We start from the raw sequence: 25,360 nt of genomic DNA, 5'->3' as shown, positions 1-25,360 counted from the left end.
TTAAAAGTTACTTATAATAATAAGTGAATGTTTTTAGTTCTTCAGCAATCAATTACCTTCCCATATCACTTAAATATTCATTAATTTCTGCTGCTCCACTTTCATTTACAATAATATGAAGAAAATCTCCAGCAGCAATTATAGTATCTCCTCTTGGAATAACTTCTTTTTCTCCCTTTTTTATGGCAACAACTAGACAATCTTTAGGTAAACTTAGATCTTTTATATGTTTATCTTCAATATCGGAATCCATTAGAACTGGAATCTCTAGAATGACCTTATTTGTTTCGCTGTCTGAGTATTTTTGTTTATCTCTCCCCTTAACAAGCCTTTCAAGTAAAGATTCGTATATTGGTTCAGATTTTAGTAAGTCTGCTACAATATAAGCTACAATTGACACAATACTCAATGATAATAGATGATTTAATGAACCTGTCATCTCAGTTATTAATATACTTCCTGTAATGGGTGCTCTTACTATTGCTGCAAAGTATCCAGCCATAGCAAGTATTATAAAATTATTTATATACATTGGATCTAATCCAAAGAAATATACTAAAGTTTTAGCAAATATTGCCCCAGTAAGTGCTCCTAATACCAATAGTGGAAAGAAAATCCCTCCTGGAGCCCCAGACCCAAAACTTATCATAGAGTATAAAAACTTAACTACTAGGATTAAAACAAGCATTTTCAGAGTAAAGTTACCAGAAATTAATTCATTTATTATGGAATGTCCTCCACCGAGAACAACTGGTAAAAATAACATTAATACTCCTGCAAGCACAAAGGGTATTATTGGTTTGAACCTTCCTGATAACCATTTTTGCTTTCCATATAACTTTAAAGCATTCATAAGTGAATAATTATATACCACTCCAAATAAGCCAACCACAATTCCTAATACTACAATATAACCATAGTAACTAAGAGGAAGTAAGGTTATATTCTTAAAATTAAAGACTGGATTTAATCCAAAGAAATACCTTGAAACTACATCTGCTGTTAAGGATGCCGACATAGCTGAAAGTAATACTAATGGCGAAAAATGCTTGTGCACTTCTTCTAACGCAAACATAACTCCAGCGAGAGGAGCATTAAAGGCTGCAGATAACCCAGCACTTGCGCCACTGGTAATAAGATATCTTTCTTCCACTTTAAGTCGTTTAAATATCTTGCTAAATCCTTGTCCTACTGCTGCTCCAAGTTGTATAGAAGGGCCTTCACGGCCTAAAGAAAGTCCGGCTCCAATAGATATTACCCCACCTATAAACTTTTTAACAATCACAGGTAACCAATTCATCTTAAGCCTTCCACGTAATACCGCCTCAACCTGAGGTATTCCACTTCCACTTATCATAGGCTCACTTTCTACAAGCTTGCCTACAATCACTGCTCCAATTATCAAAATAATAAACCAAATTATATCTACTATTATATTAGAAGAATTAGCCACTATTAATTGGTTTCTTAAGCTCTCTGCCTTCTCCAAAGCTATCCTGTATAATACAACCAATAACCCAGAAAAAATACCTACAATTATGCCTTCTAGCATGATTTTAATTTTAAAATCTTGCCAGTGAGATATAGTATTGTAGGCATTATTTTTATTTTTATCTGTCATTAAAACTCATCTCCATCTAAATTGTAAAACAATTAATTGCTTTTTAATTATATCTCTATATTATTACTCATGCAAATAACTAGGGCATTGGCCTATAATTATAACAATGATTTAACAGATTAATACTTTGATAGTCTGTATGCGTAATTTCATTTGAAAGAACTTCAAAAATATCATCTTTGAAAGCTTTTCTTTCTTATACCATACCTATATAGTAAAATGTAACTAAAGTGGCATATCTATATGTCTAAAAATATAAATGAAAGAATAATGAGGTGATAGAAAGTGGAACTTACTGCTTTTAACTATGGAGCCAATGCCGTTAGCTTCATAAAAAATGAAAGAAAATATGGTATGATTTGTGCCTGGGCTATGCAGGCAGACTATGACAAAATCCTAATGCTTCTTGGAACTCAAAGCATAACCGGAAAGAATATCTGTAAAGGGGATATCATCGGTGTAAGTGCATTGAATGAAAATCAACAAGATATAATTAAATCTTTAGGAGAAAACCATTCTGATGATACAGATAAGTTTTCAAACATCAAGTATACAATAAATGACTCCGCTATACTAATAGATGGAGCTACTAATTGCATGGTTGTAGAAGTAATAGATGTCCTGCATCTTGAAGGAATTGAACAAGATAATCTTGTATATGGTCTTGTTAAGTCAGTTGTAAGCAATGATTCTAAAAAGTACACTCTATAGTAGCCTATAAATAAGAATGGATCGTAACAAATCATTTTCCGCTCCATAAAATTTTTTAAATGAATAGAAACACCGCATTTCTGCGGTGTTTCCTTATTATTAATCTTCCAACTTTTCTCCATTAGAATCAATGACTTTTTTATACCAGTAGAAAGAATCTTTACGATAACGATCTAAGGTCTTTAGATCAAATTCTTCTCTATCCACATAAATAAAGCCATAGCGTTTTACCATACCTTCATGAGTAGATATTAAATCAATAGCAGACCAAGGGCAATACCCCATCATATCTACCCCATCGGTTATAGCTAAGCGGAGCTGCTCTATATGTTTTCTCAAATACTCAATACGATATGGATCATGTATTGAGCCATCTTGTTCTAATTTGTCATAGGCACCTAAGCCATTTTCAGTAACAATTAATGGTAATCTATATCTTGAATATATTTCTCTCATGGTAGCCCTGAAGCCCTCTGGATCTATCTCCCAACCAAATTGAGTAGTAGGTAAGTTTGGATTTTTAAAACCTTTAAATACTCCTGGCTCTCCCATAGATTTCTGTTGATCCTTTTTACCAGCTTCACTGGCTTCCATATCACTAGCTTGCACAGTAGCAGTATTATAGTAGTTGAACCCAATAAAATCTGGTTTACCTGAAGCAAGTATTTCCATGTCTCCTTCTTCAATCTCAGGAACAGCATCAATTTCTTCCAAGTATGACCAAGCTAAACTATTATATTTGCCATATACAGCCATATCTAAATATAACCAGTTACGTATAGCATTAAAATTTTGAGCTGCTAAATTATCTTCTGGTTTACAACTAGCAGCATAGACCAAGGATATATTTGGCGCTGGACCAATTTTTGCATCTTTTATCATCTCATGACACAATGCCATAGCCTTAGCTTGAGCGACTAACATATGATGGTTTTGCTGATAGATTTCTTTACGTATATTAGTGCATCCTTCAGGAATCATTGCAGTACCAATAACTTCTCCAGCCAGGGTTAATACATTTTGCTCATTGATAGTAAGCCAGTGCTTAACTCTGTCACCGAAATTTTCATACATAACTTTAGCAAAGTTCACAAACCAATCTATAGACTCTCTTTTAGACCAGCCACCCCTTTTATCTAGTGCTGCTGGCATGTCAAAGTGAAACATTGTGACTAAAGGAATTATATTATGTTTAAGACATTCATCTATTAAATTATTATAGTACTCTACTCCTTTAGGATTTACTTCTCCTGTCCCTTCTGGAATTAATCTTGACCAAGAAATAGAGAAACGATAAACCTTAAATCCCATTTCTGCCATTAACGCAACATCTTCTTTATAACGATGGTATTGATCTGCACAAACATCTAACTCAGAAGTACCTTCTGGTACCTTCTTTACATCTTGGCAGGATGGCCCTTTGCCATCGATTAAATTAGCTCCTTCAACTTGGTATGCAGATGTAGATGCACCCCAAAGAAAATCCTTAGGAAATGGTTTTAATTTTTTATGAAGCATTTTAACTACTCCTTTACAACTTAATTTTATAGTAATTAATTATATTAATATTTTTGCATGAATAATTAGAGCAACATCGGATTAACAAATAAACTTTGTCAAGCTGCTTTAGCAACAATATTCTATCAAATCCAATGTAAACATTATCTCTACTTATAATTATAATTTTCTAATTTAAATATTACAAACCTCACAATTCTAATCTGTATTAATACAGATTAGAATTGTGAGGTTAACTTTTTTAATGTAATCACAATATTTTCCTATTGCTCTAGAGAAATAAATAAACATTTCAAGTTTGCACTAAAATCATATTGATTAAATGTTTTTTGATAGTACAATAACACTATATGTTGTACGTACATAAACTATAACCCTTCAGATATATATTTTATTTAATTTAGACTCTTCTTATCAAGTAATTACTGTTGGAGAACTTCAAATGTACTAATTCTAATCATACCAGTTGCTTAATTTACCAACCTATAAATCATACATAACTATCAATAAAACTCAATCCCGATTCTCCTGAATTTACTATATCTCTTCTTTAATAATGTATCTAAATTACATTCCATTAATTTATCTAATTCTTGGATTAAAATCTTCTTTAACTCTTTTGCTATATACGCTCTATTATTATGTGCGCCATCTTCTGGTTCTTCAATTATTCTATCTATTATTCCTAGTTCTTTAAGATCATTTGCAGTCAGTCTCATCACACTAGCAGCCTCTACAAATCTACTAGAATCCTTCCACAATATACTGGAAAAACCTTCTGGAGACAAGATTGAATATATAGCATTTTCTAACATTAATATCCTATCCGCAATTCCTAATGCCAATGCTCCACCACTTCCACCTTCGCCAATAAATACTGATACTATCGGAACTTTCAATTTACATATCTCTATTAGGTTATTTGCAATCGCCATACCTTGCCCATTCTCTTCAGCTTCAATTCCACAGTAAGCACCTGGTGTGTCAATTAGGCATATGATTGGCATTTTATGTTTTTCCGCATATTTCATTAATCGTAAGGATTTCTTATACCCCTCTGGTTTTGGCATTCCAAAATTTCTATTTATGTTTTCTTTAGTATTATCACCTTTCGTAATTCCTATAATAACCAGAGATATTCCATCTATTTTACATACTCCTGCGATAATGGCACTATCATCACCATAACATCTATCCCCATGTAGCTCTATAAACTTATCACTAATGTTACTTATATAATAATTAGAGCTAGGTCTTCTTATATCACGTGATAGCTTGACTTTTTCCCAAGCATTATTATTAAAATTATTTTCTTGATTCATAGTGTATCCCCTTATTTATATCAAGAATGTCGAACAAAAAACTCTTCATTTCCTTTCTATTTACTATCTTATCAATTAACCCTTTTCTAAATAGAAATTCTGCTCTTTGTAGATCTTTTGGCAATTCTTCTTTTATAGTATTCTGTATTACTTTTTTACCTGCAAACCCTACCAAGGCCTTTGGCTCAGCAATTATTATATCTCCTTGCATGGCAAAGCTGGCACTTACTCCTCCTGTTGTTGGATCAGTTAATACAGAGATATATAGGCCTCCTTCTTCCCTAAACTTTGATAATTCAAATGATATCTTCGCCATCTGCATCAGTGAAAATATTCCCTCCTGCATTCTCGCTCCACCAGAAGCACAAAAAATTATCAATGCTACCCTTTTTTCTCCAGCATATTCAACCAACCTTGTAATCTTTTCTCCTACAACTATTCCCATACTTCCCATCATAAAATTACTATCCATTATAGCTACAGCTACCTTTATGCCACCTATTTCACCAGTTCCACAAATAACCGCTTCATTTATTGAACTTTTTTCAATACTATCTCTTAACTTTTCATCATAACCATCAAAATTTAAAATATTCTTTGTTTCTATGTCACTATATAATTCTTCAAAAGAATTTTCATCTATTATAAGTTTAATCCTTTCTTTAGCACTTATTCTAAAATGATAATTACATTTTGGGCATACATTATAATTTTCTTCTAATTCTTTTGTATATATGATATTTGTACATTTTTTACACTTCGTCCACATTCCCTCTATTATATTAACTTTACTTAACGAATTCATTTACACTCACCAACTTATTTGATAAAAATTCTGTATTATAGCTTCCATTTAAAAATTCCTCTTGTTCCAGTAACCAACTTTGAAAGTTTTTATTAGTAATTATATTATCTATTCTGAGTTCTTCAAGTGCTCTTACCATCCTTTTGATAGACTCATTTCTATCTCTTCCATGCGCAATTATCTTAGCAATCATAGAATCATAATATGGTGATACATTACAATCACTATAAATACAACTATCAACTCTAATACCAGTACCTCCTGGTAGTATTAGGGTTCCTATCTTTCCAGAACAAGGTGCGAATCCATTCTTAGTATCTTCTGCATTTATCCTACACTCGATAGCATGTCCACTTAAGCTTACTTCCTCTTGAGTAAAATAAAGTCTTTTTCCACTTGCAACATTTATTTGTTCTTTAACTAAATCAATACCGGTAATTACTTCAGTTATAGGGTGTTCCACTTGTATTCTAGTATTCATCTCCATAAAGTAGTAGTTGTTATCCTCATCCAGTAAAAATTCAACAGTTCCTGCACTTACATATCCAACTGATTTCGCTACTTTAATAGCAACTTCTCCCATATCTCTTCTCAGCTTTTCAGAAATATAGTTACATGGAGATTCTTCTATAACTTTCTGATTATTTCTCTGCATAGAACAATCCCTTTCTCCTAGATGAACTACATTTCCATACTTATCTGCAATTATCTGAAATTCAATATGTTTTGGAGATCTGATAATTTTTTCTATATATACACTTTCACTATGGAAACAAGCCTTAGATTCAAGCCTTGATACATAGTATTCCTTTTTTAATTCTTCATCGCTATTAGCTATTCTTATGCCTTTCCCTCCACCACCAAATGAAGCCTTTATCATTACAGGATATCCTATCTTATTTGCAATTATTAACGCTTCTTCTACAGAATTAATTTCTCCATCTGATCCAGGTATAGTAGGTATATTTAAACTTCTCATAATTTTTTTTGCTCTTGATTTATCTCCCATCATTGATATGGTTTCACTACTGGGTCCAATAAAAGTTATATTACAATCCTCACATATTCTTGCAAAGTTAGGATCTTCCGATAAAAAGCCAACACCGGGATGTATACTGTCTGCACCAGTAACATCACAAGCACTAATTATATTTGGAATATTCAAATAACTCTCTTTAGCAGAAGCCCTACCAATACAAATTGCCTCATCTGCTAAATCAGTAGTTAGTGAATATTTGTCTTCTTCAGAATAAGCAGCAACAGTTTTTATCCCTAATTCTTTGCAGGCTCTTATAATTCTTACAGCAATTTCTCCTCTATTAGCTATTAAAACCTTTCTTATAGTGTTGTCTCTCTTAATCAAAATATCACCCTCTTAACCTAACTTAATCTTTATAAGAACATCACCATACCCTACGGTTTCATTATCTTTTTTACAAATTTCGATTACCTCACCTTCACAATTACTTTCTATCTCATTCATTAGCTTCATTGCCTCAACTATTCCTATTACGTCTCCTTTTTTAACTTTACTTCCAATACTAACAAAAGGGTCTTCTTCAGGACTAGCTGAATTATGAAATACTCCAACCATAGGAGATTTGATAATTTCTATAAATGCTTGTCCATTTATACGTTCTTCTATAAGGCTATCACAAACCTCATTATCCTCATAATAAATCCTATCTAAGCTTATCTCTTTACTATCTACTTTCTCCAACTTCAAAGAATCGCCACCAATGCATAATTCAACTTTAGAAAAATTCGATTTTTCTATCAAATTCAATAATTCCTTAACACCATCAATATCCATCTCTCTCCTCCTTAATTTTATTAATGTATCCTTATATTAAGAAACCTCTTCTTAATAAATAATATAATCACTTAAATAATTAAGTAATTATATAAATAATACAGATTTAATGTCATTTTTCCGTGACTTTTAAATTATAGTAATTAAAATTCTGTGGAAAACACTTCCTAGAATCTTGAAGTTATTAGAAATGATTAGTTATGAAGTTCCTTGCTTTGTTTGATTATATATAATATCAAGTATTTCTTTCCCGTAGTCCCGTATAAAAAAATGTCCACCATTAAAATTATAGCTAATAAACTTTTTTGATGTATATCTACTCCATTCTTCTATATCTTCCTTGTCTAAATCATCTTCTATACCATTAAAAATAGTTATATCAAAATCAAATATTTTTACTGGCTTTTCATATAGACAAGTCTCAACTAGCCTATAGTCATTTTTTATAATTGGAATGTAAATTTTTAACATTTCTTCGTTTTCTATAAGTTCCTTTGGTGTGCCTCCAATTTCATATATTTTACTTACAAACTCCTTATCTGTCATTTCGTAAAAAAATTCGCTACTCTTGTTAATATGAGGAGCTCTTCTTCCTGATATAAACAATCTACTCGGCAATCTAATACCACTTTTTACAATTTTATTAGTTAAATAGTATACAAAAAGTCCACCCATACTGTGTCCATATAGCATATATTCATCTTCAATAAGACTTTTCTCTAAGCTATTGTATACATCGTCAACTAATTTCTTCATGTTATCACATAGCTTTTCATTAAATCTTATTCCTCTCCCAGGAAATTCGACTGGAACAATTTCTATAGAACTGTTCACCATTTTTTTCCACTTTGAATAGACAGTCGCTGAACCACCTGCATAAGGAAAGCAAAATAACCTCATATTTCCCCTCTTTTCTGCTGTATAAAACACTATATTTACAGCATCTATTATATGAATAATTTTATCAGATTTTCTACAGATATAAACTGCTGCGAATCCAAAGTAATTTCTTCAATAAAAAATACATATGGCTTACTGCAGCAGTAGATAGTTTTCATATGATTTTAAACTTTAAAAATCATATTTTTCACAGGAAATTTGTTATTGAATAATATAGGAATTCCTTTTCCAAACCACATATATTCTGAATCTGAAGATACAACCTGCATGTGTAAATGAGGAAACTGAGTCATACCTGAATTACCTACTCTAGCAATCTCATCTCCCTTAGCTACATATTCAGATAGCCTAACTCTTATGCTTCCCTTCTGTATGTGGCCCATTAAAACATAATAATCCTTAGTCTTAATAATTATTGTATTTCCTGTATTATACGGGTAATTTCCACCATATGGAGCACTATTGTCATACTCCTCAATTATATCAACTACTTTTCCATCACATGGGGCATAGATCTTATCTTGAAAACTTTCGTAATCTAATATATTTGTTGAAAATATATGCTTTGATATCTTACCTCTACTAAGTTTAACTATATCTACTGCATATCTCATTGAATCATTAACTCCAGCTCTTCTATGAAAAAAAGCATTATAGTGATAATTTGTCAAAGAACTATGTTTGCCATCTCCTCCATGCATTATCCAATATTCCCCATCCTTAAATGGAAATTCTAGTTTAACATCCTTTCCTTTATAAGAAAAACTTTTGAATATAAATATAATATTAACGCCTAGTATCAAAAATAGTATTATCCTAAACATAAAAAATAAATTTGACATGTCGGTCACTTGATATAAAGTTGTCAATGTTGTAATTTCTTTAGTCTCCCTAAGAATGACTAGTAATCCTATCGTAACAAAAAGATATTTTATTTTATAGTTTATAGCTCCCCAATATCCCGTGTAATATAGAATTACAAAATACTCTAAAAAAATAATTATATTTGTTAAATATACCAATACACTTTTAGGATTAGTAAATATTAAATTTCCAATTATAACACATGGTAAGATAATATATATAATACTAAATACTGTTATAACTGATTTTCTCTCCAATGACATTTATATTCTCCTCTTATTCATATCTAAGCAGCTGCATCTAAAGCAACCTTTCTCCACTTACCTAGCAAGTAGTATAATGAGCTATTAACAGAGGTTACAGCATAACTTATAAGAATTGCAATCCATATTCCATTTAATCCAAACCCATTATGAGATAAAAATATTGCTATAGGTACGCGTATAATGCATAGAGACAAAAATGATATAAGCATTGTAATAATGGTTTTACCTGAGCCATTGATAATCCCGTTAGTTACAAATGATATTGCAAAAAGTATATATCCAAAACAAACTATCTTAAGATAATTAGCCCCAATATTTAATACATGTGGATCTGCTGCAAACATACGTAATAGTATTTTAGGCATGAAAAATACTACTAACGCAATAATAAGATTAATTAATAAATTAATTTTTATTGCATTTTTAAATATCTCTTTCACTCTGTCATATAGACCAGCGCCTATATTTTGACCTGCCATAATTGATACTGCATTTCCAATTGCCATCGCCGGTATTATAGCAAAATAGTCTATCTTTCCAGCAGCTCCAAACGCAGCTATAGATTCCGAACCGTAACTTGCTACAAGTGCTGTAATAAATAATGAGCTTAATGGTAATAAACATTGTTGTATTAATGAAGGAAATCCAATCTTCACCAATTTGATAATTATTTCTTTATCAAAGGTAAATCTCTTAATTTTTATTGATAATAAATCGCCCTTTTTATTGATATAAATAATCCCTGCAATTAAAGCAGCAACTTGAGAAATTAGAGAGGCAAATGCAGCACCTTTTAAACCAAATCTGCTAATCAGTATTGGATCAAGTACAGCATTTATAACAGTTGATAATACCAAAATTTTTAATGGTGTTTTTACATCTCCAACTCCATTTAATATTGCATTGACTACATCAAATAAGTATATTGCCAAAAAACCTACCATTGATAGTCTTAAGTAAGTTGAAGCCATACCAAGTATTTCATCAGACGCTCCCATAACTTTAAGGAAAAAATTACTTCCAATTATAAAAACAACGGTTATAATTACGCTAACTATAATAAAAAAGTATATTGAATTATCTACAATTTTTTTAACCATTTCATGGTCTTTCTTTCCGAATGTTTGGGAGATTAATATAGAGATAGCTAAAGTTGAGCCTGTCGCTACCGAAATAAGTAAACTTAGAATTGACAAGCTAACAGTTGCTGAAGCCAATGCATCCTTTCCTAGCATATTCCCTATCCATATTGAATTAATTATTTGGTATCCCATTGTCAAAAGTAATACTAAAAATATTGGTAGTGCAAGTACTATTAAATTACTAAAAACCTTTCCTTTTGTTAAATCCCTTCCATATTCATTTCTCATTATATTCCTCCTCATAATCATGTCTTCTAATGCAACTATAAGATTTAACAGTTTTACTACATCATATTAAATCACCCTAAGTGCATATATATTAATTTTACCATATATATACACTTAGTCAATTTTTCCCATGGAAATTCAATTACATTTTACTTTAATATAGTTATTATATTATTTTCTTTTTCATCTCCTATAGTAGTAAATTCACCATGACCAGGATAAATCGTTACCTTATCCTCTAGGACAAATAACTTGTTTCGAATAGACTGAACTATCTCTGAATAACTGCCTCCCCACTCACTGTCTGGATTTCCAATAGAATGCTTAAATATTACATCACCTGTAAACAGTTGTTTTTCAGACTTAATACATATACTTCCTTTAGTATGTCCACCCAAATGGATTATTTCAAGCTTTAAGTTTCCTACTATAATCTCTTCAGCATCTTTAATATATCTAAATATATTCCTAGGCTCACCCTTAATAGTACTTCTTAGTAAATCTATATCACCTTCAGGAACTAGAATCTTAGCATTGGTTTTTTCAACTACTTTATCTGCATTCATTATATGATCTAGATGACAATGGGTTGCTATCACGTATTTTATATCCATATTTGATTGTTGCGCAGCATTTAATATCTCATAATAATCAACACCTGGATCAATAACTATACACTCTTTACCATCCCCCAAAATATAACAGTTAGCAGCCATAGCAGTGGTTTCAGTTATTTTTTTTTCTAAAACAACCTTATCATTATTAAATACAACTATTTTACAGTAGTCATACCTTTTTAATTTCTTTTCAAGTATTTTATTTTTTTTACTTATATCTTCTGGAGTTAGTTCATATCTATCAGGAGCTACTTTATTTTCTACATCAGATGAAATGTTATCTTTTTGTATAATCTTTTTCTCAATTCCTTTTGCTATATCAAAAATAGTTGTGTAATCTGATATTTCGTCAAGTTTCAACTGAATTTTCATTTCATCACATATCTTATACACAATCTCAATTATATGGATTGAATCTACTCCAAGATCAAAAAGTTCGTCATAGATACTTATCTCTTTCATCCCCAGCTTTTCAGCTATAATTTCGCCTATTTTCTTCTCGAATGTACTATATACACCATCTCGTCTCCCAATTACTTTAATAGTTTCTAAACTTCTATACCTATCTACATTCACTCTTTCTTTTTCCCTATCATCTTCTTCTCTTTTTGGAGTGTCAAGCCAACACCTTTTTCTCTCAAAGGGATATGTCGGTAAACTTACTTTTTTAACTTTCTCAGTACTATAAAAGTTATTCCATGGAATATCTGCTCCTCTCAAATACAAAGAGCATATACTCTTTAAATACTCAACTTTAACTTTTCCGGTATCTAAGTAATCTTTTAATAATATAAAAGACTCTTTAGTAATACTGTTTTTCTCTTTCTCTGTTATAGATTCTTCATTCATGTATTCATCATTTTCATGAACAACTCTATGCTTTCCATAATAAACAAATTCATCATCTATATTTGAAGGAAATTTGCAAATTAAATTTTTTAATCTTTTCTCTAGTTCTTTTAAGTCTTTTACTATTATTGCAACACGATAGTTATAGTGACCTCTGCCAATACTTGAAGTATAACAAATATTTTTCAAATTTAAATCTTCATTGTTTTTTAAAAACTTATAATAGTTTTTTATAATACGCTTAAGTACTTTTTCACTTTTAGCAGATAAAGTCAGCACATTATAGTTTGGAATATTTGGGAGTAGCTCTTGCCTTTTTTCACTTTCTTTTTCTCTATATTCCTCCAAAACTACATGACCATTGGTGCCACTTAAACCAAAGTTACTAATACCAGCCCTTCTTGGACCATCTTCTGACTTCCAATGCCTATAGATATCATTGAAAAATACAGGGGAATTGCAAAAATTAATGAAAGGATTAGACTGCTCAAAATTTATATTGGGAGGTATCGCTTCATTTTTTATACATAGTACCACCTTTATTAGAGATGCTATACCTGATGCACTCATAGAATGTCCTATATTTGCTTTTACAGCTCCTAAACTACAAAATTGCTTTTTATCTGTATACCTTTTAAAAGCATTTGTTAATCCCTTTATTTCAATAGTATCTCCAATTTTTGTTGCAGTGCCATGAGATTCTATATATGAGATAGTTTCTGGATCAATTCCAGCATTCTTCCAAGCATTTACTATTACTTCCTCATGTGCTTCAGCACTAGGAGCAGTAATTCCATTAGCTGTACCATTATTATTTATTGCACTACCTTTTATTACTGCATAAATATTATCATTATCTTTTATTGCTTTATCTAGTAATTTTATAACAACTACACCAACGCCTTCTCCCCATATTGTTCCTGATGCATCTTTATCGAAGGCTCTTAGCTTTCCTTCATTAGATTCTATCATATCCATATTGGACCCTTTTCCATCAATTAAAAATGGATTTATAAATAGATTTATTCCACCTACTATAGCCATTTCGCATTCATCATCTTTTAATCCTTTGCAAGCCATATTCAACGCTACAAAACTTGAAGAGCAAGCTGTATCAAAAACTATACTTGGTCCGTGCAGGTTAAAAACGTATGATATTCTACTTGAAAGAATCGCTGGATATGAACCTGTAGCAGCTAAAAACTCCTGATTGCTGACCCCATCAATATACATATCATTTGTTGAGTAATCTCTCCCTATAAAAACACCTGTGTTTGAATTTATAATTGCGTTTCCTCCATAACCTGCATCTTCTATAGCTTCATATGAAGTTTCAAGCAGCAATCTTTGGTATGGATCCATCAAAATAGCCTCTTTAGGCGATATCCTAAATAAGGATTCATCAAACTTATCTATTTCATCAAGTGCACCAATCTTAAAGTCTGAACTTTTAGCTGCCTCTTTAGTAAACGGAAAAAAATCTACAATATCTTTTTTTCTTGTTTCTGAACACCTTTTTATACTGTTCACACCATTTAATAGATTATTCCAGTATTCATTAACATTTTTAGCTCCTGGAAGTCTACATGCCATTCCTATAATTGCAATATCTTTTGATTTATTTTTCCCGTTAATATTTATTTCCTTAAGTATTTCTAATGCCATCTTTTTTTCTATTCTTTGTTCTTTAACACATTCAAGAATATATTTATTAATAAGTTCAACATCCATAAGCTATCCCCTTTTATCCTTAAGAATCTCTAATGCATTCTCTATAGTTGTTGCACCTGCCTCTAGATTATCTAACAAATCCAATAATTCGTCTTCATTATATGAAGATATATCCTTAGCGCTTAATACTTTCTTGTTTGAATTGCATTTATCTTCTATATACTTTGCCATTTCTATAATTGTTGAGTAAGTAAATATATCTGAAATATCTAAAACCTCTGGATAAACTTTATCTATCTCCTTTAATAGTTGAGTTGCTAGTATGGAATCTCCTCCCATTTCATTGAAACTCTCATATAGATCAACTTCTTCCATTCCTAGTACACTCCCCCATACTTCTGAGAGTTCTTTTTCTATTGTATTTAATTCTTCTTCTGATTTTCCCCTAATTGCAACTTTACCTACAATTTTCCTCTTACTTAAGTTATTCTTTTTAGCTCTTGAAGAATTTATTTTTTTATTAATTTCTTGTTCCAATTTTGATGATATTTTTATATAACTATTTTTATCTACATCAGCTTCGATTGAATTGAAGTTTAACTCAGCTGGTACTACTTTGGTTATATCAGAACTTATAATATCATCAAATATATTTAATGCCTCCTCAGAATTTATCATTCTAAATAATCCCGAATCTTTATCGACGTTATTTTCAAACGCCATGCCCATATCCTCCCACGCTGACCATTTAATAGAATGAATTCTCCTTCCCAAAACACTTCCATATTCAGAAAAAGAGTCTAAATAACAGTTAGCTGCAGTATAATCCGATTGTCCTTGTATTCCAAATAAAGTAACTATTGATGAAAAAAGTACAAAGAAATCTAAATCCATATTTGAAGTAATATCGTTTAATATCCATGTGCCATAAACCTTAGGATAAAGTACTTTATTAAACTGCTCTTCGTCCTTTAGTAACATAAGCCCCTTCCCAGCGACCCCTGCTGCATGAACTATTCCATTTATATTTCCATACTTTTTAACAATATCATCAAAAGCTAACCTCATTTGTTGTTCATCTGAGACATCTACACTATAGCAATCCACTAAGGACCCGCTATCATTAATTTGTTTTATATCCTTTAGCTTTTTACTAAGTTTGGAATCATTAATCAAATTAATGTGTTCTATTAATTTGTCTTTTTCAGGCATAGGTGAACGATTTATTAATATTAACTTAACCTTGTCTAGTGATGAAATATGTTTCGCTACCTCTAATCCAAGAGCACCAGTTCCACCAGTTATAACATAAACCCCACCTTTTTTTATATGAAATTGAGTTCTTTCTACTGAACCCTTCTCTAAACTAGTCAGTTCTTCAACGTAATTTTTCCCTTGCCTATTTGCTATACAATACCAATTTGTTTTAGAATAGATTTGGTCTAAAATAGAATTTGGTGAGGTATATTCATCTATATCAATACACCTACAATTTATATTTTTAAGTTCTTCACGTAGTACTTTTCCAATACCAAACATTGTTGCATTGTGAGGATTAATTATGGTTTCTTCTCCAGTTACTTTATTTACATAATCAGATACTAATATAAGATCGATTGATTTATTTATATTATTTTTATTTAAAGCTTTAGCTAAATAGAAAATCGAATAAACCCCTCTTTTTTGCAACACTTTAAGAGATTCTATATCTAATAACTCCCTATTATCTCTTAAAGTCATCATATGAATTATTCTAGTAAATCCGCTTGTTCTAATAGCATTAATAAAGTTGTCATAATCCATTTGGGTTGTCCCTATTTCATACTTATTTTCACTTATCTTCTTAAATTCACTTCCAATCTCTACCTCAATAACATTCTCACCATGCTTAACAAAATTATCAATTAACCTTGAACATATATCCCTTTCCCCTTTAAATACCACTGTACATTCCCTTGTAAATTGTTTCAGGTCATTATAAATATTTTCTTCTCTCCAGTTACTTACAAGATATGAATTTATCTTTCCATAACTGCCTTTATATTTAAGCTGATCACTCTCACTCATACGTTTAGTTGAATATTGCTCAATTTCCGCAAATACATTTCCTTCCTTATCCATGAGAGATATGTTATACGTAATGGTTTCTGCATTTTTTGGGTTTTTAGTTATCTTTCTCAAGTAGCTATAAAACTCTTCTTGCATTGGCGCAAAAAACTTTAATTTTTTATATAAAAAGGGCAAATATACTCCGCCTACATCACTGGTAGATATCTGTATATTTACTGCATTATCTAACAAAGATGGATGTAAATAGTACTCCTCTAAATCACTCCTATACTGTTTCGGTAATTTCATAAGTACTAATGTATCATTTATGTTTTCATCAACATAAACTTCTGCTAAATTATACCACCTTCCTCCAAAATCGAATGGCCCTATTTTTGTTGAAATATCAACTAGTTGATCAACATTATCAATTTTACGACTACACTTCTTTATTATCTCATTTATATCATATTTTTGAGGCTTACTTTGCTCCATATCTACATAAGCCCTTCCCTCTGAGTGTATAATCCATTCTGCATCTATTGGATTATCTTCTGTTCTCAATTTGCTTACTATAGAAAATTTCAAACTATCTTTTTCCTTAGAAATAATAGTTTGTACCTCTTTTACTTCGTTTTCTAATACAACAAGTGGAGTTAAAAATGTAACATCCTCTAAAGAAATATTATTACTTCCCGCATAATCGGAACATGCTTCCCTTGCCCATTCTACATAAGCTACACCCGGAACTACATAATTGCCCATAAATCTATGCTCTTGTACTATCCAGTGTTTATCAACACTCAGTTCAGTTATATAAATTCTTTCATTCATTGAATCCGCCAAAACTCTATCAATTAATGGATACTCAAGTTGTTTCGTAGTTAATTCATTGTTTTTTTCTCCAAAATCTTTAGGATTAGCCCAATAACGTATTCTCTCTAAAGGGTATACAGGGATACTTATTCTGTGTCTATTTTCACTCTTATAAATTATCTTCCAATCAATATCTACCCCGTTAGAATATTGCCTACATATTTCAGTTAATAGCTCTTTATTGGATAACTTTAGTGTAAGACTCTCTCTAATGCTTTTGTTAAACTCATCACTGATTTGAGTTTTATTTGATATTGTAATTTCACCGATTTCTCTTTCTTTTTTACCTTCAGACACTATTTTAAATTTCCCGAAATAAACTCCCTTACTTTCATCTGTTTTTAATTCACCACTTAATAACCATCTTACTTTTTCTTTTAAATCATCTAAATTCTTTACAAGTATAGCGAGTCTGCAAAAATAATGTCCTCTTCCTACATTAGCTGTATAGCATATATCTTCCAACTTATCTTCTGTTTGATGTTGTAAAAACTTGTTGTAGTTTTCTATTAGCTGTCTTAATACATTTTCATTCCTTGCAGAAAGCGTTAATATATTTTCACTTCTATGGTTATCTTTAGAAGTTTCTTCTAATTTATCAGGTGCCTCTTCAAGCACCATATAGCAATTGGTACCACTAAATCCAAAAGAGCTTATTCCACCTCTTCTTGGAGTCTCACCTCTTTTCCAATCTCTTAGCCTATCATTAACATACACTGGAGAACTTAAAAAATTAATATATGGATTTGGTTCATTAAAGTTTAGACTAGCTGGAATCTTTTTATTTTTTAAAGAAAGGATTACCTTAATCATACCAGCAACTCCTGATGCAGCGACTGTATGTCCTATGCTTGGCTTTACAGAACCTATGGCACAAAATTGTTTTTTTTCTGTATACTTATTAAAAGCATTAACTAAACCTTTTATTTCTATTGGATCTCCCAAAACAGTCCCAGTTCCATGAGCTTCTGTATACATCAAAGTTTCAGGATTTATGTCTGCTTCTTTCCAAGCTCTTAATATTACATCTTCTTGTGCTTCCGCATTTGGTGCAGTTATACCATTTGAAGCACCATCATTATTAATGGCACTTCCCTTAATAACAGCATGAATATTATCTCTATCAGTGATAGCTTTACTCAAAGGTTTGAGCATTACCACACAAACACCCTCACCCCATACAGTTCCATTAGCATTCTTATCAAAGGTTCTTACAACCCCAGCATCTGATTCAACCATACTCATATCCATTACAGAATTTGCTGATTTTAATAATTGCATATTTATATTTATTCCACCTGCTATAGCCATATCGCATTCTTTATTTCTAAGTGATTCACATGCTAAATGAACACTTGTTAATCCTGAGGAACAAGCAGTATCAACTACCATGCTTGGTCCCTGTAAATTAAATATATAAGATATACGGCTAGCCAATATACCTGTCCAAGAACCAGTTAAGTGCATTGAATCATCTTCTGTAATAAATTTATATAATGATTGAGGGGAATAGTCTCTACCTACAAAAACTCCAGTTTTGCTCTTATAAATATCATTGCTATTATATCCAGCATCTTCTATTGACTCCCAAGCAGTTTCTAAAAAAAGTCTCTGATAAGGATCCATAAATGTTGCCTCTTTAGGTGTAATATTAAAAAATGGTGCGTCAAATTTATCTACCTCATCTAAAAAAGCGCCTTTAACATATAAATCTTCTTCATCTTTTATTTCATTTAATGATCGTCCAGTAAAGAGCTTCATTGCTGGACCTTGCACTATGTGATCAAAATCAGCTCTTCTTTTACTAGGTACACTTCCAATAAAAGTTTTTGAAGTCTCAAGATTACTCCAATATTCATCAACATTCTTAGCCCCTGGTAGTTTACAAGCCATTCCTATTACAGCAATATCTTCATGTTTTGACTTTTTATTTTGAAGCTCCAAGAGCATTTTCTTTGCTTCTTGTTGAGATAAATTTTTATTACCTACTTGTTCATAGATATATTTAACAATAGATTCCACTACTCATCACCCTCCAAACCAAATAGTTCACTGGCCTCACTAGCACTAATCTCACCCCTTGAAAGGCGTTCTAATATATTATCTAGCTTTTCAGAGCTATCCTCTTGCTTAACTTCAACTTTTTCATTAATTTTTCCACTTAAATATTCAGACATCTTACCTATAGTTGAGTAAGTAAATATATCTGCTATGTCTATATATCCTGGAAACTCCTTTTCCATATACCTTAACAGTTGAGTTGCTAAAATTGAGTCTCCTCCAAGTTCATTGAAATTATCATCAACATGAACTTCATTAATTCCTAATACTTGTCCCCATACTTTTGCAATCTTTCTATCAATTTCTGTTAAGCTATTTTCTGGCTTCCCTTTTATTATTACATCCAACTGTAAGTTAGATTCTATTTTTTTGCTGTTTTCATAGGCATTTATCTTTCTTTCAATAATCTCTTTTATCCCACGAGCTAAAGTTATTTGGTGCTGATTGTCGAATAATCTTACAGCATCGTAGTTTAATTCCCCCACAACAACCTTTGTTATGCTCTTCTGAATTATTTCTCTAAAAGCTTTAATTGCTTTTTCAGTTGAAAGTGATTTGAATAAATTTCTACTCTCATCTACATTAAAGTCAGCAGCCATACCTACTTCCTTCCATGCAGCCCAGTTAAATGTTATAGTCCTCTTGTTTTCTCTATTCCTATATTCAGTAAAGGAATCCAAATAACAATTAGCTGCAGTGTAATCGCTCTGTCCTGGAATTCCATATAGAGTATTTATTGATGAAAAATTAATAAAGAAGTCCAACCTATCATTTTCAGTTATCTTATTTAATATCCAAGTTCCTAACATTTTAGGCAATACTACTTGGCTAAATTTTTCTCTTTCTTTTGTTAAAACAAAGCCGTTTCCTGCAACTCCTGCACCATGTATTAATCCATTAATCCTGCCGAATTTACTTCTAACATCACTAAAAACTTTGTTCATATCAGTATCATTACATACATCCCCGCTGTAAATAAACACTTTACTTCCTAGAGATTCTATTTCATTTATCTGCTTAATCTTATTTAGCACTTTTATATCTATATTCCCCTGTTTTATACCTGTCCAATTTTCACGTCTTGGAAACACGGATCTATTGATCAGCACTAAATTCACTTTTTCAATAGTTGCCAAGTACTTAGCTATTTCTAAACCTATACCTCCCATACCACCTGTGATTACGTAAACTCCATCGGCTTTAATTTTTATTTCTTCTGGAGAAATATTTTCAATATTTTTTTTATCTAATTCTTGTACATATCTTACACCTTGTCGGTAGGATACAAATTCAGTCTCATCCTTTGTACTTATCTCAGCTAAAATATCCTCTACATCTATTTCCGAATCAATATCAATACATTTGCACTTTAAGTTTTTATACTCATTTCCAATAACCTTCGTCAATCCATATAGACTAGCATTGTGTGGTTTTATACTCTCTTCCTTGCCAGTTATTTGATGTCCATAATCTGAAATAACTACAAAATCTGTGTTAATTACCATCTTACTTTCTAAAAGTGCTTTTGTGAGTTCAAATAAACTATATACACCTACGTTTAGAGCCTCTTGAAATTCATTTATGCTTCCTATCTCTTTAACATCATTTAAACTCATAAGATTTATTACTTTATCAAATTTCATGCCTTCTAAATCATTAAACAATCTCAAAAAATCATATTTACTTCCATTAATGCTATATCTATTATTAGAAACTTTCGAATAATTGCTAGCAAAATCAACTTCTACTAAACTTAAAGAATGTTTCCTTATTTTACTTAATAGTTCATCACAAATATTCTTTTTACCTTTCAATACTAAAACATTTCCATAATTTATATCACTATTTGTATTTATCAAAGGTTCTTCTATCCATGAAACACTATAAAAACAATCTAGCTTATCTCCAAACCTTTCTTCTACCTCATGTACCTTTTTTACGAAATAATCCTCAACATCTAAAATAACATTCCCATTTAAATCAACTAAGGTAACATCAAAAGTTGCTACTTCTATACCATTTTCTTCTGTGCCTTTTCTTCTTATATAACTATAAAAACTATTAGGTATCGGATAGTATTGCTTTAAAGATTTATATGACCATGGAAGATACAATCCTTCTCCAATATTCCTAATTAGTAAATTCATTGCCATATCCATTAGAGCTGGGTGAAGTTTGTACTCAGCTGTTTCTGAATGATATTCTTTAGGTAACTCTAGCTTTCCTAATATGCTATCTTTTCCTACTGCAATTGCCTCAATACACCTCCATCTATTACCAGTCTCGATGGCACTTGGAGGAATCTTTGAATAATCAACTACTTCCTCAGGTGAAAACTTATTTTTCAGACTATCTAGATCATAAGGTTCTATAGGACTCAGAAATTCTGCCTTAACTCTCCCTTCAGCATGACAAATCCATTGTTCATCATCGTTGTTAACTCTGCTTACTATAGATACATCTAAATATCCCTTCTCTTTTTTTATAATTGTATGGACCTCCTTATATTCACCATAGTCTACCATAAGTGGAGTAAGGAACGTAAACTCCTCCATCTCAATAACTTTCTCACCAAAATACTTTTCGCATGCTGCTCTAGCAATTTCAAGATAGGTAGTGCCAGGTACAACGCATTTTCCATTAACCTTATGCTCATTAAGTACCCAATGCTTCTGCGGTGAATATATAGTAGAATAAATTTCTATATCTTTGGACTTAATCTCAACTCTATCTAACAAAGGATGTATATAAATGTCACTTGTTTTTTCGATTTCCTTAATTTTAAAACCAACTAAGTTGTTATTTTTAGGTTTAACCCAACACTTATCTCTACTAAAGGGGTACGTTGGTAAACTAACCTTTTTAACTTTCTTACCGTTAAAAAACTTTCTCCAATCAATATCTGCCCCCATAGTATAAAGTTTAGCTATATCATACAATGATTGCTCGTGCTCTCTTATATCTTCCAAATAAAAATTCAATTTTTCGCTAGCATTAGCTGTTATTCGAACCTTTTCTTCTAAAAACAGCTCATTTAAACTTTCTTTTTTGTCACCCTTAACATACTTCACTTCACCATAATATATGTCTTCAAAACTATAAGATTCTCCAACAAAATCAAAAGTACATATTTTCTTGATCTTCATTTTGATGTCTTCTAAATCATTAAATAAAATTACCAAACGATGATTATAATGATTTCTGCCTACACTTGCTGTGAAGGTAATGCTATTAATATCAAGATTCTCTGAGGCTCCATTAAAAAAGTCATCATAATATTTCACCAATTCTTTTAATAAATAAGCTTCTTTTGCAGATAACACTAAAATTTTCAAACTTTTATCTAATTCTACTTTCTTATTTAGAGGTATAATAGGAGCTTCTTCTAAAACTAAGTGACAGTTAGTGCCACTTAAACCAAAAGAGCTTATACCACATCTTCTTGGGTAATCGCTATTCCATTCTGAAAGCCTATCATTTACATATACTGGTGATTCCTCAAAATCTATCTTTGCATTAGTATATTTAAAATTAATGCTTGGTGGAAGCTGTTTATTTTTAAGAGACAATATTACCTTAATTAAACTTGCAATACCTGCAGAGCAATCTAAATGACCAATATTAGGCTTTACAGATCCTACTGCACAAAATTGTTTCTTATTCGTGTACTTACTAAAAGCCCTCTGTATTCCACTTATTTCGATAGGATCACCTAACTTTGTTCCTGTTCCATGAGCCTCTATATATGAAACTGATTCAGGATTTATATTAGCATCTCGCCAGGCTCTGGTTATGACATCTTCTTGAGCTACTGGATTAGGAGTCGTTAATCCAACAGAATTTCCATCTTGATTTATAGCACTGCCTTTTATTACTGCATAAATATTATCTCCATCATCTAAAGCTTTGTATAAAGGCTTTAGAATAACGCTTCCTGCACCTTCTCCCAGTCCAGTTCCCACTGACCGTTCATCAAAAGTCTTAGCCCTAAAATCTGGTGATTGAATTCCAATCTGCCAACTATCTTCTCCTTTTAATGGAAATAATATTACTTTTACTCCACCTGCAATAGCCATGTCACACTCACCATTTCTAATTGCTTGACACGCTAAGTGAACGGCTACTAGCACAGATGAGCAAGCTGTATCAACCACTAAACTCGGTCCTCTCAAGTCCAGCAAATAGGATATTCTACTACCAATAATTGACTTAATATTTCCAGCTGTAGCTACACCTATATCCTCAGGCGAGGTCATTTGAACATATTTTCTATAACTATCTTCAAAGTCATTGCTAAATCCAATATATACTCCAGTCTTTGTTCCACTTATTAGCTCTCTGCTATAGCCAGCATCTTCTATTGCAGCCCATGCTGTTTCTAGAAATATCCTTTGATTTGGATCCATTAGACTTGCTTCTTTAGATGACACCCCAAAAAAGCTGTAATCAAACTCATCTATATTATTTAAAAAACCACCTTCAATAAATTTAATTCCATCTTCTGACAATCCTAGAGCATGCATTTGTTCTACATAATTCATTATTTGGCTTGCTCTATCCTTTGGAAAGCTACGAATACAATCCTTTCCCAGTTTCAATAAATCCCAATACTCCTTAAGATTATCAGCCTCTGCAAACCTTCCACTAATTCCAATAACAGCAATATCATGTTTTGAAATACTATCTAGTTGGGTATTGTCCTCATCCGATATATTGTTCAATTCAATACTTCTAAGTTCCGATAACCGCATATTTACTTTACCTCGCTTCCCTTAAATATATATCAGCTATTCTGCGTAATAAAATCTAAAAATAAATTTCTGGTTCCAGTTTCATTAAATAGTTGATTTAATCTTTCATTTTGTTCTTCAACCGATGTACCCTTAGTCCTAAATACTGACATAAGCATCTCTAAAGCCTCTTCCATATGCCTCATTGTAGGTTCTTTTGCTGCCTTTTCCAACTCTACCTGTATATTTTGTACCTTCTTATATGGTTCTATAACGCCTCTTTTATACTCGTCATTATTCCAATTGTTATTCTTTGTACAAACAGCTATAGCCATACTTCTTGTTAAGAACCTCATTCTATTTTCTTTCACATTACTGATTAATGAGATATCATCCTTTAACTTTTTTACCTCTTCATTATCATCGTAGCTATAAGCTACTATCTTATTCGAATTTTTTTTCATCAATTTTGTAAGAACCTTTTTGGGACCAAGTTCAATAGCAATTTGAATAGCCTGTTCATCTAGATACTCTATTGTTTCCTGCCATCTTACCGGTTCAACTATCTGTCTTATTAAATTTCCAACCACTTCCGAACTATTTTCGTATGGCATAGCCGTTACATTTGTTATTACTGGATATTTTGGCTCTTCATATTTGTATTTTATTAATTCCTGTTCAAGCTTTTCTGCTGCAGACTTCATAAGTGGACTATGAAATGGAGCACTAACACTCAATTCAGAAACTTGTCCCCCTTTTTGTTCAAGCTTATCTGATACTTCTCTTACAAATTCTTTATATCCTGATATAACGGTTTGACTAGGTGAGTTATAGTTAGATACTACAACCAACCTTCCATTATCTTTGTATATACTACATAGCTCCTCTATAATGCTAACATCTAAATTGCTTATGGCTGCCATCGCTCCAACACCTTGCGCCGCAGCTTCCTGCATAAACTTGCCACGATTACGAACAATTGTTAATGCATCACAAAACCTTATAGCTCCTGCACATGTAAGCGCAGTGATCTCTCCAAGACTATGCCCAGCCATATATGAAGGTTCTATACCTATCTCCTCCATATAAACTTTAAACATAGCAAATCCCATAGTTAAAATAGCCGGCTGTGTGTTTTCTGTCATTGTAAGTTTTTTAATGTCACCTTCTAAACATAACTTTCCAATATTAAATCCTAAAACTTCACTAGCTTCTTCAAAAGTCTCTCTAAAAACTTTATATCTTTCATAAAATTCTCTTCCCATTCCAACATATTGGGATCCCTGCCCTGGATACAATAATGCTATCTTTTTCATA

At 31.6% G+C, this 25,360-nt stretch carries 14 protein-coding genes; 1 reads left to right on the top strand and 13 read right to left on the bottom strand.

Annotated features, from left to right (window positions below; translation table 11 throughout):
* Window positions 1-52 precede the first annotated feature (52 nt).
* Window positions 53-1,621, bottom strand: a complete 1,569-nt coding sequence (locus GXK57_RS02585; protein WP_160670985.1) for a ClC family H(+)/Cl(-) exchange transporter — start codon at window positions 1,619-1,621, stop codon at window positions 53-55.
* A 285-nt stretch (window positions 1,622-1,906) separates the two neighbouring features.
* Between GXK57_RS02585 and GXK57_RS02580 the strand changes: the two genes are divergently transcribed.
* The gene (locus tag GXK57_RS02580) at window positions 1,907-2,332 is read left to right on the top strand and encodes a flavin reductase (protein ID WP_160670982.1); all 426 of its coding nucleotides are present in this window, start codon (window positions 1,907-1,909) and stop codon (window positions 2,330-2,332) included.
* A gap of 99 nt (window positions 2,333-2,431) precedes the next feature.
* Here the strand turns inward: GXK57_RS02580 and GXK57_RS02575 are convergent, their stop codons facing one another.
* The 12 genes from GXK57_RS02575 to fabD form a co-directional block, all read right to left on the bottom strand.
* Window positions 2,432-3,850, bottom strand: coding sequence for a glycoside hydrolase family 1 protein (locus tag GXK57_RS02575; RefSeq protein WP_160670980.1), 1,419 nt, complete (start codon window positions 3,848-3,850; stop codon window positions 2,432-2,434).
* 503 nt (window positions 3,851-4,353) lie between these two features.
* Window positions 4,354-5,172, bottom strand: coding sequence for an acetyl-CoA carboxylase carboxyltransferase subunit alpha (locus tag GXK57_RS02570; RefSeq protein ID WP_160670977.1), 819 nt, complete (start codon window positions 5,170-5,172; stop codon window positions 4,354-4,356).
* Complete coding sequence (gene accD / locus GXK57_RS02565) at window positions 5,156-5,977, bottom strand: acetyl-CoA carboxylase, carboxyltransferase subunit beta (protein WP_160670974.1); 822 nt, start codon at window positions 5,975-5,977, stop codon at window positions 5,156-5,158. The genes GXK57_RS02570 and accD overlap by 17 nt, the downstream gene beginning before the upstream one ends.
* Entirely contained in the window at window positions 5,961-7,340 is a 1,380-nt protein-coding gene (gene accC, locus GXK57_RS02560) for an acetyl-CoA carboxylase biotin carboxylase subunit (protein ID WP_243156352.1), read from the bottom strand. Before accC ends, accD begins: the two co-directional genes overlap by 17 nt.
* Window positions 7,341-7,352: 12 nt before the next feature.
* Window positions 7,353-7,790: a biotin/lipoyl-containing protein gene (locus GXK57_RS02555; protein ID WP_160670971.1), complete on the bottom strand. Its 438-nt coding sequence runs from the start codon at window positions 7,788-7,790 to the stop codon at window positions 7,353-7,355.
* A 198-nt stretch (window positions 7,791-7,988) separates the two neighbouring features.
* A complete protein-coding gene (locus GXK57_RS02550) occupies window positions 7,989-8,690 on the bottom strand; it encodes a thioesterase (protein ID WP_160670967.1) in 702 nt (233 codons plus the stop codon).
* Between the two features lie 164 nt (window positions 8,691-8,854).
* Window positions 8,855-9,532: a M23 family metallopeptidase gene (locus GXK57_RS02545; protein WP_160670964.1), complete on the bottom strand. Its 678-nt coding sequence runs from the start codon at window positions 9,530-9,532 to the stop codon at window positions 8,855-8,857.
* 308 nt (window positions 9,533-9,840) lie between these two features.
* A complete protein-coding gene (locus GXK57_RS02540) occupies window positions 9,841-11,190 on the bottom strand; it encodes an MATE family efflux transporter (RefSeq protein WP_160670961.1) in 1,350 nt (449 codons plus the stop codon).
* A 149-nt stretch (window positions 11,191-11,339) separates the two neighbouring features.
* Window positions 11,340-14,387 carry a beta-ketoacyl synthase N-terminal-like domain-containing protein gene (locus tag GXK57_RS02535; RefSeq protein WP_160670958.1) on the bottom strand — a complete coding sequence of 1,016 codons (3,048 nt, stop codon included), beginning with the start codon at window positions 14,385-14,387 and terminating at the stop codon, window positions 11,340-11,342.
* 3 nt (window positions 14,388-14,390) lie between these two features.
* On the bottom strand, window positions 14,391-19,274 hold the full coding sequence (locus GXK57_RS02530; protein WP_160670955.1) for a type I polyketide synthase: 4,884 nt from the start codon (window positions 19,272-19,274) through the stop codon (window positions 14,391-14,393).
* The gene (locus tag GXK57_RS02525; protein ID WP_160670952.1) at window positions 19,274-24,064 is read right to left on the bottom strand and encodes a type I polyketide synthase; all 4,791 of its coding nucleotides are present in this window, start codon (window positions 24,062-24,064) and stop codon (window positions 19,274-19,276) included. The genes GXK57_RS02530 and GXK57_RS02525 overlap by 1 nt, the downstream gene beginning before the upstream one ends.
* A gap of 32 nt (window positions 24,065-24,096) precedes the next feature.
* Window positions 24,097-25,359: an ACP S-malonyltransferase gene (fabD, locus tag GXK57_RS02520; RefSeq protein WP_160670949.1), complete on the bottom strand. Its 1,263-nt coding sequence runs from the start codon at window positions 25,357-25,359 to the stop codon at window positions 24,097-24,099.
* Between the last annotated feature and the right edge of the window lies 1 nt (window position 25,360).

The sequence above is a fragment of the Clostridium sp. C8-1-8 genome (assembly GCF_009928445.1).
Classification (GTDB): Bacteria; Bacillota; Clostridia; order Clostridiales; family Clostridiaceae; genus Clostridium_AR.
This window is presented reverse-complemented; position numbering and strand designations above follow the sequence as displayed.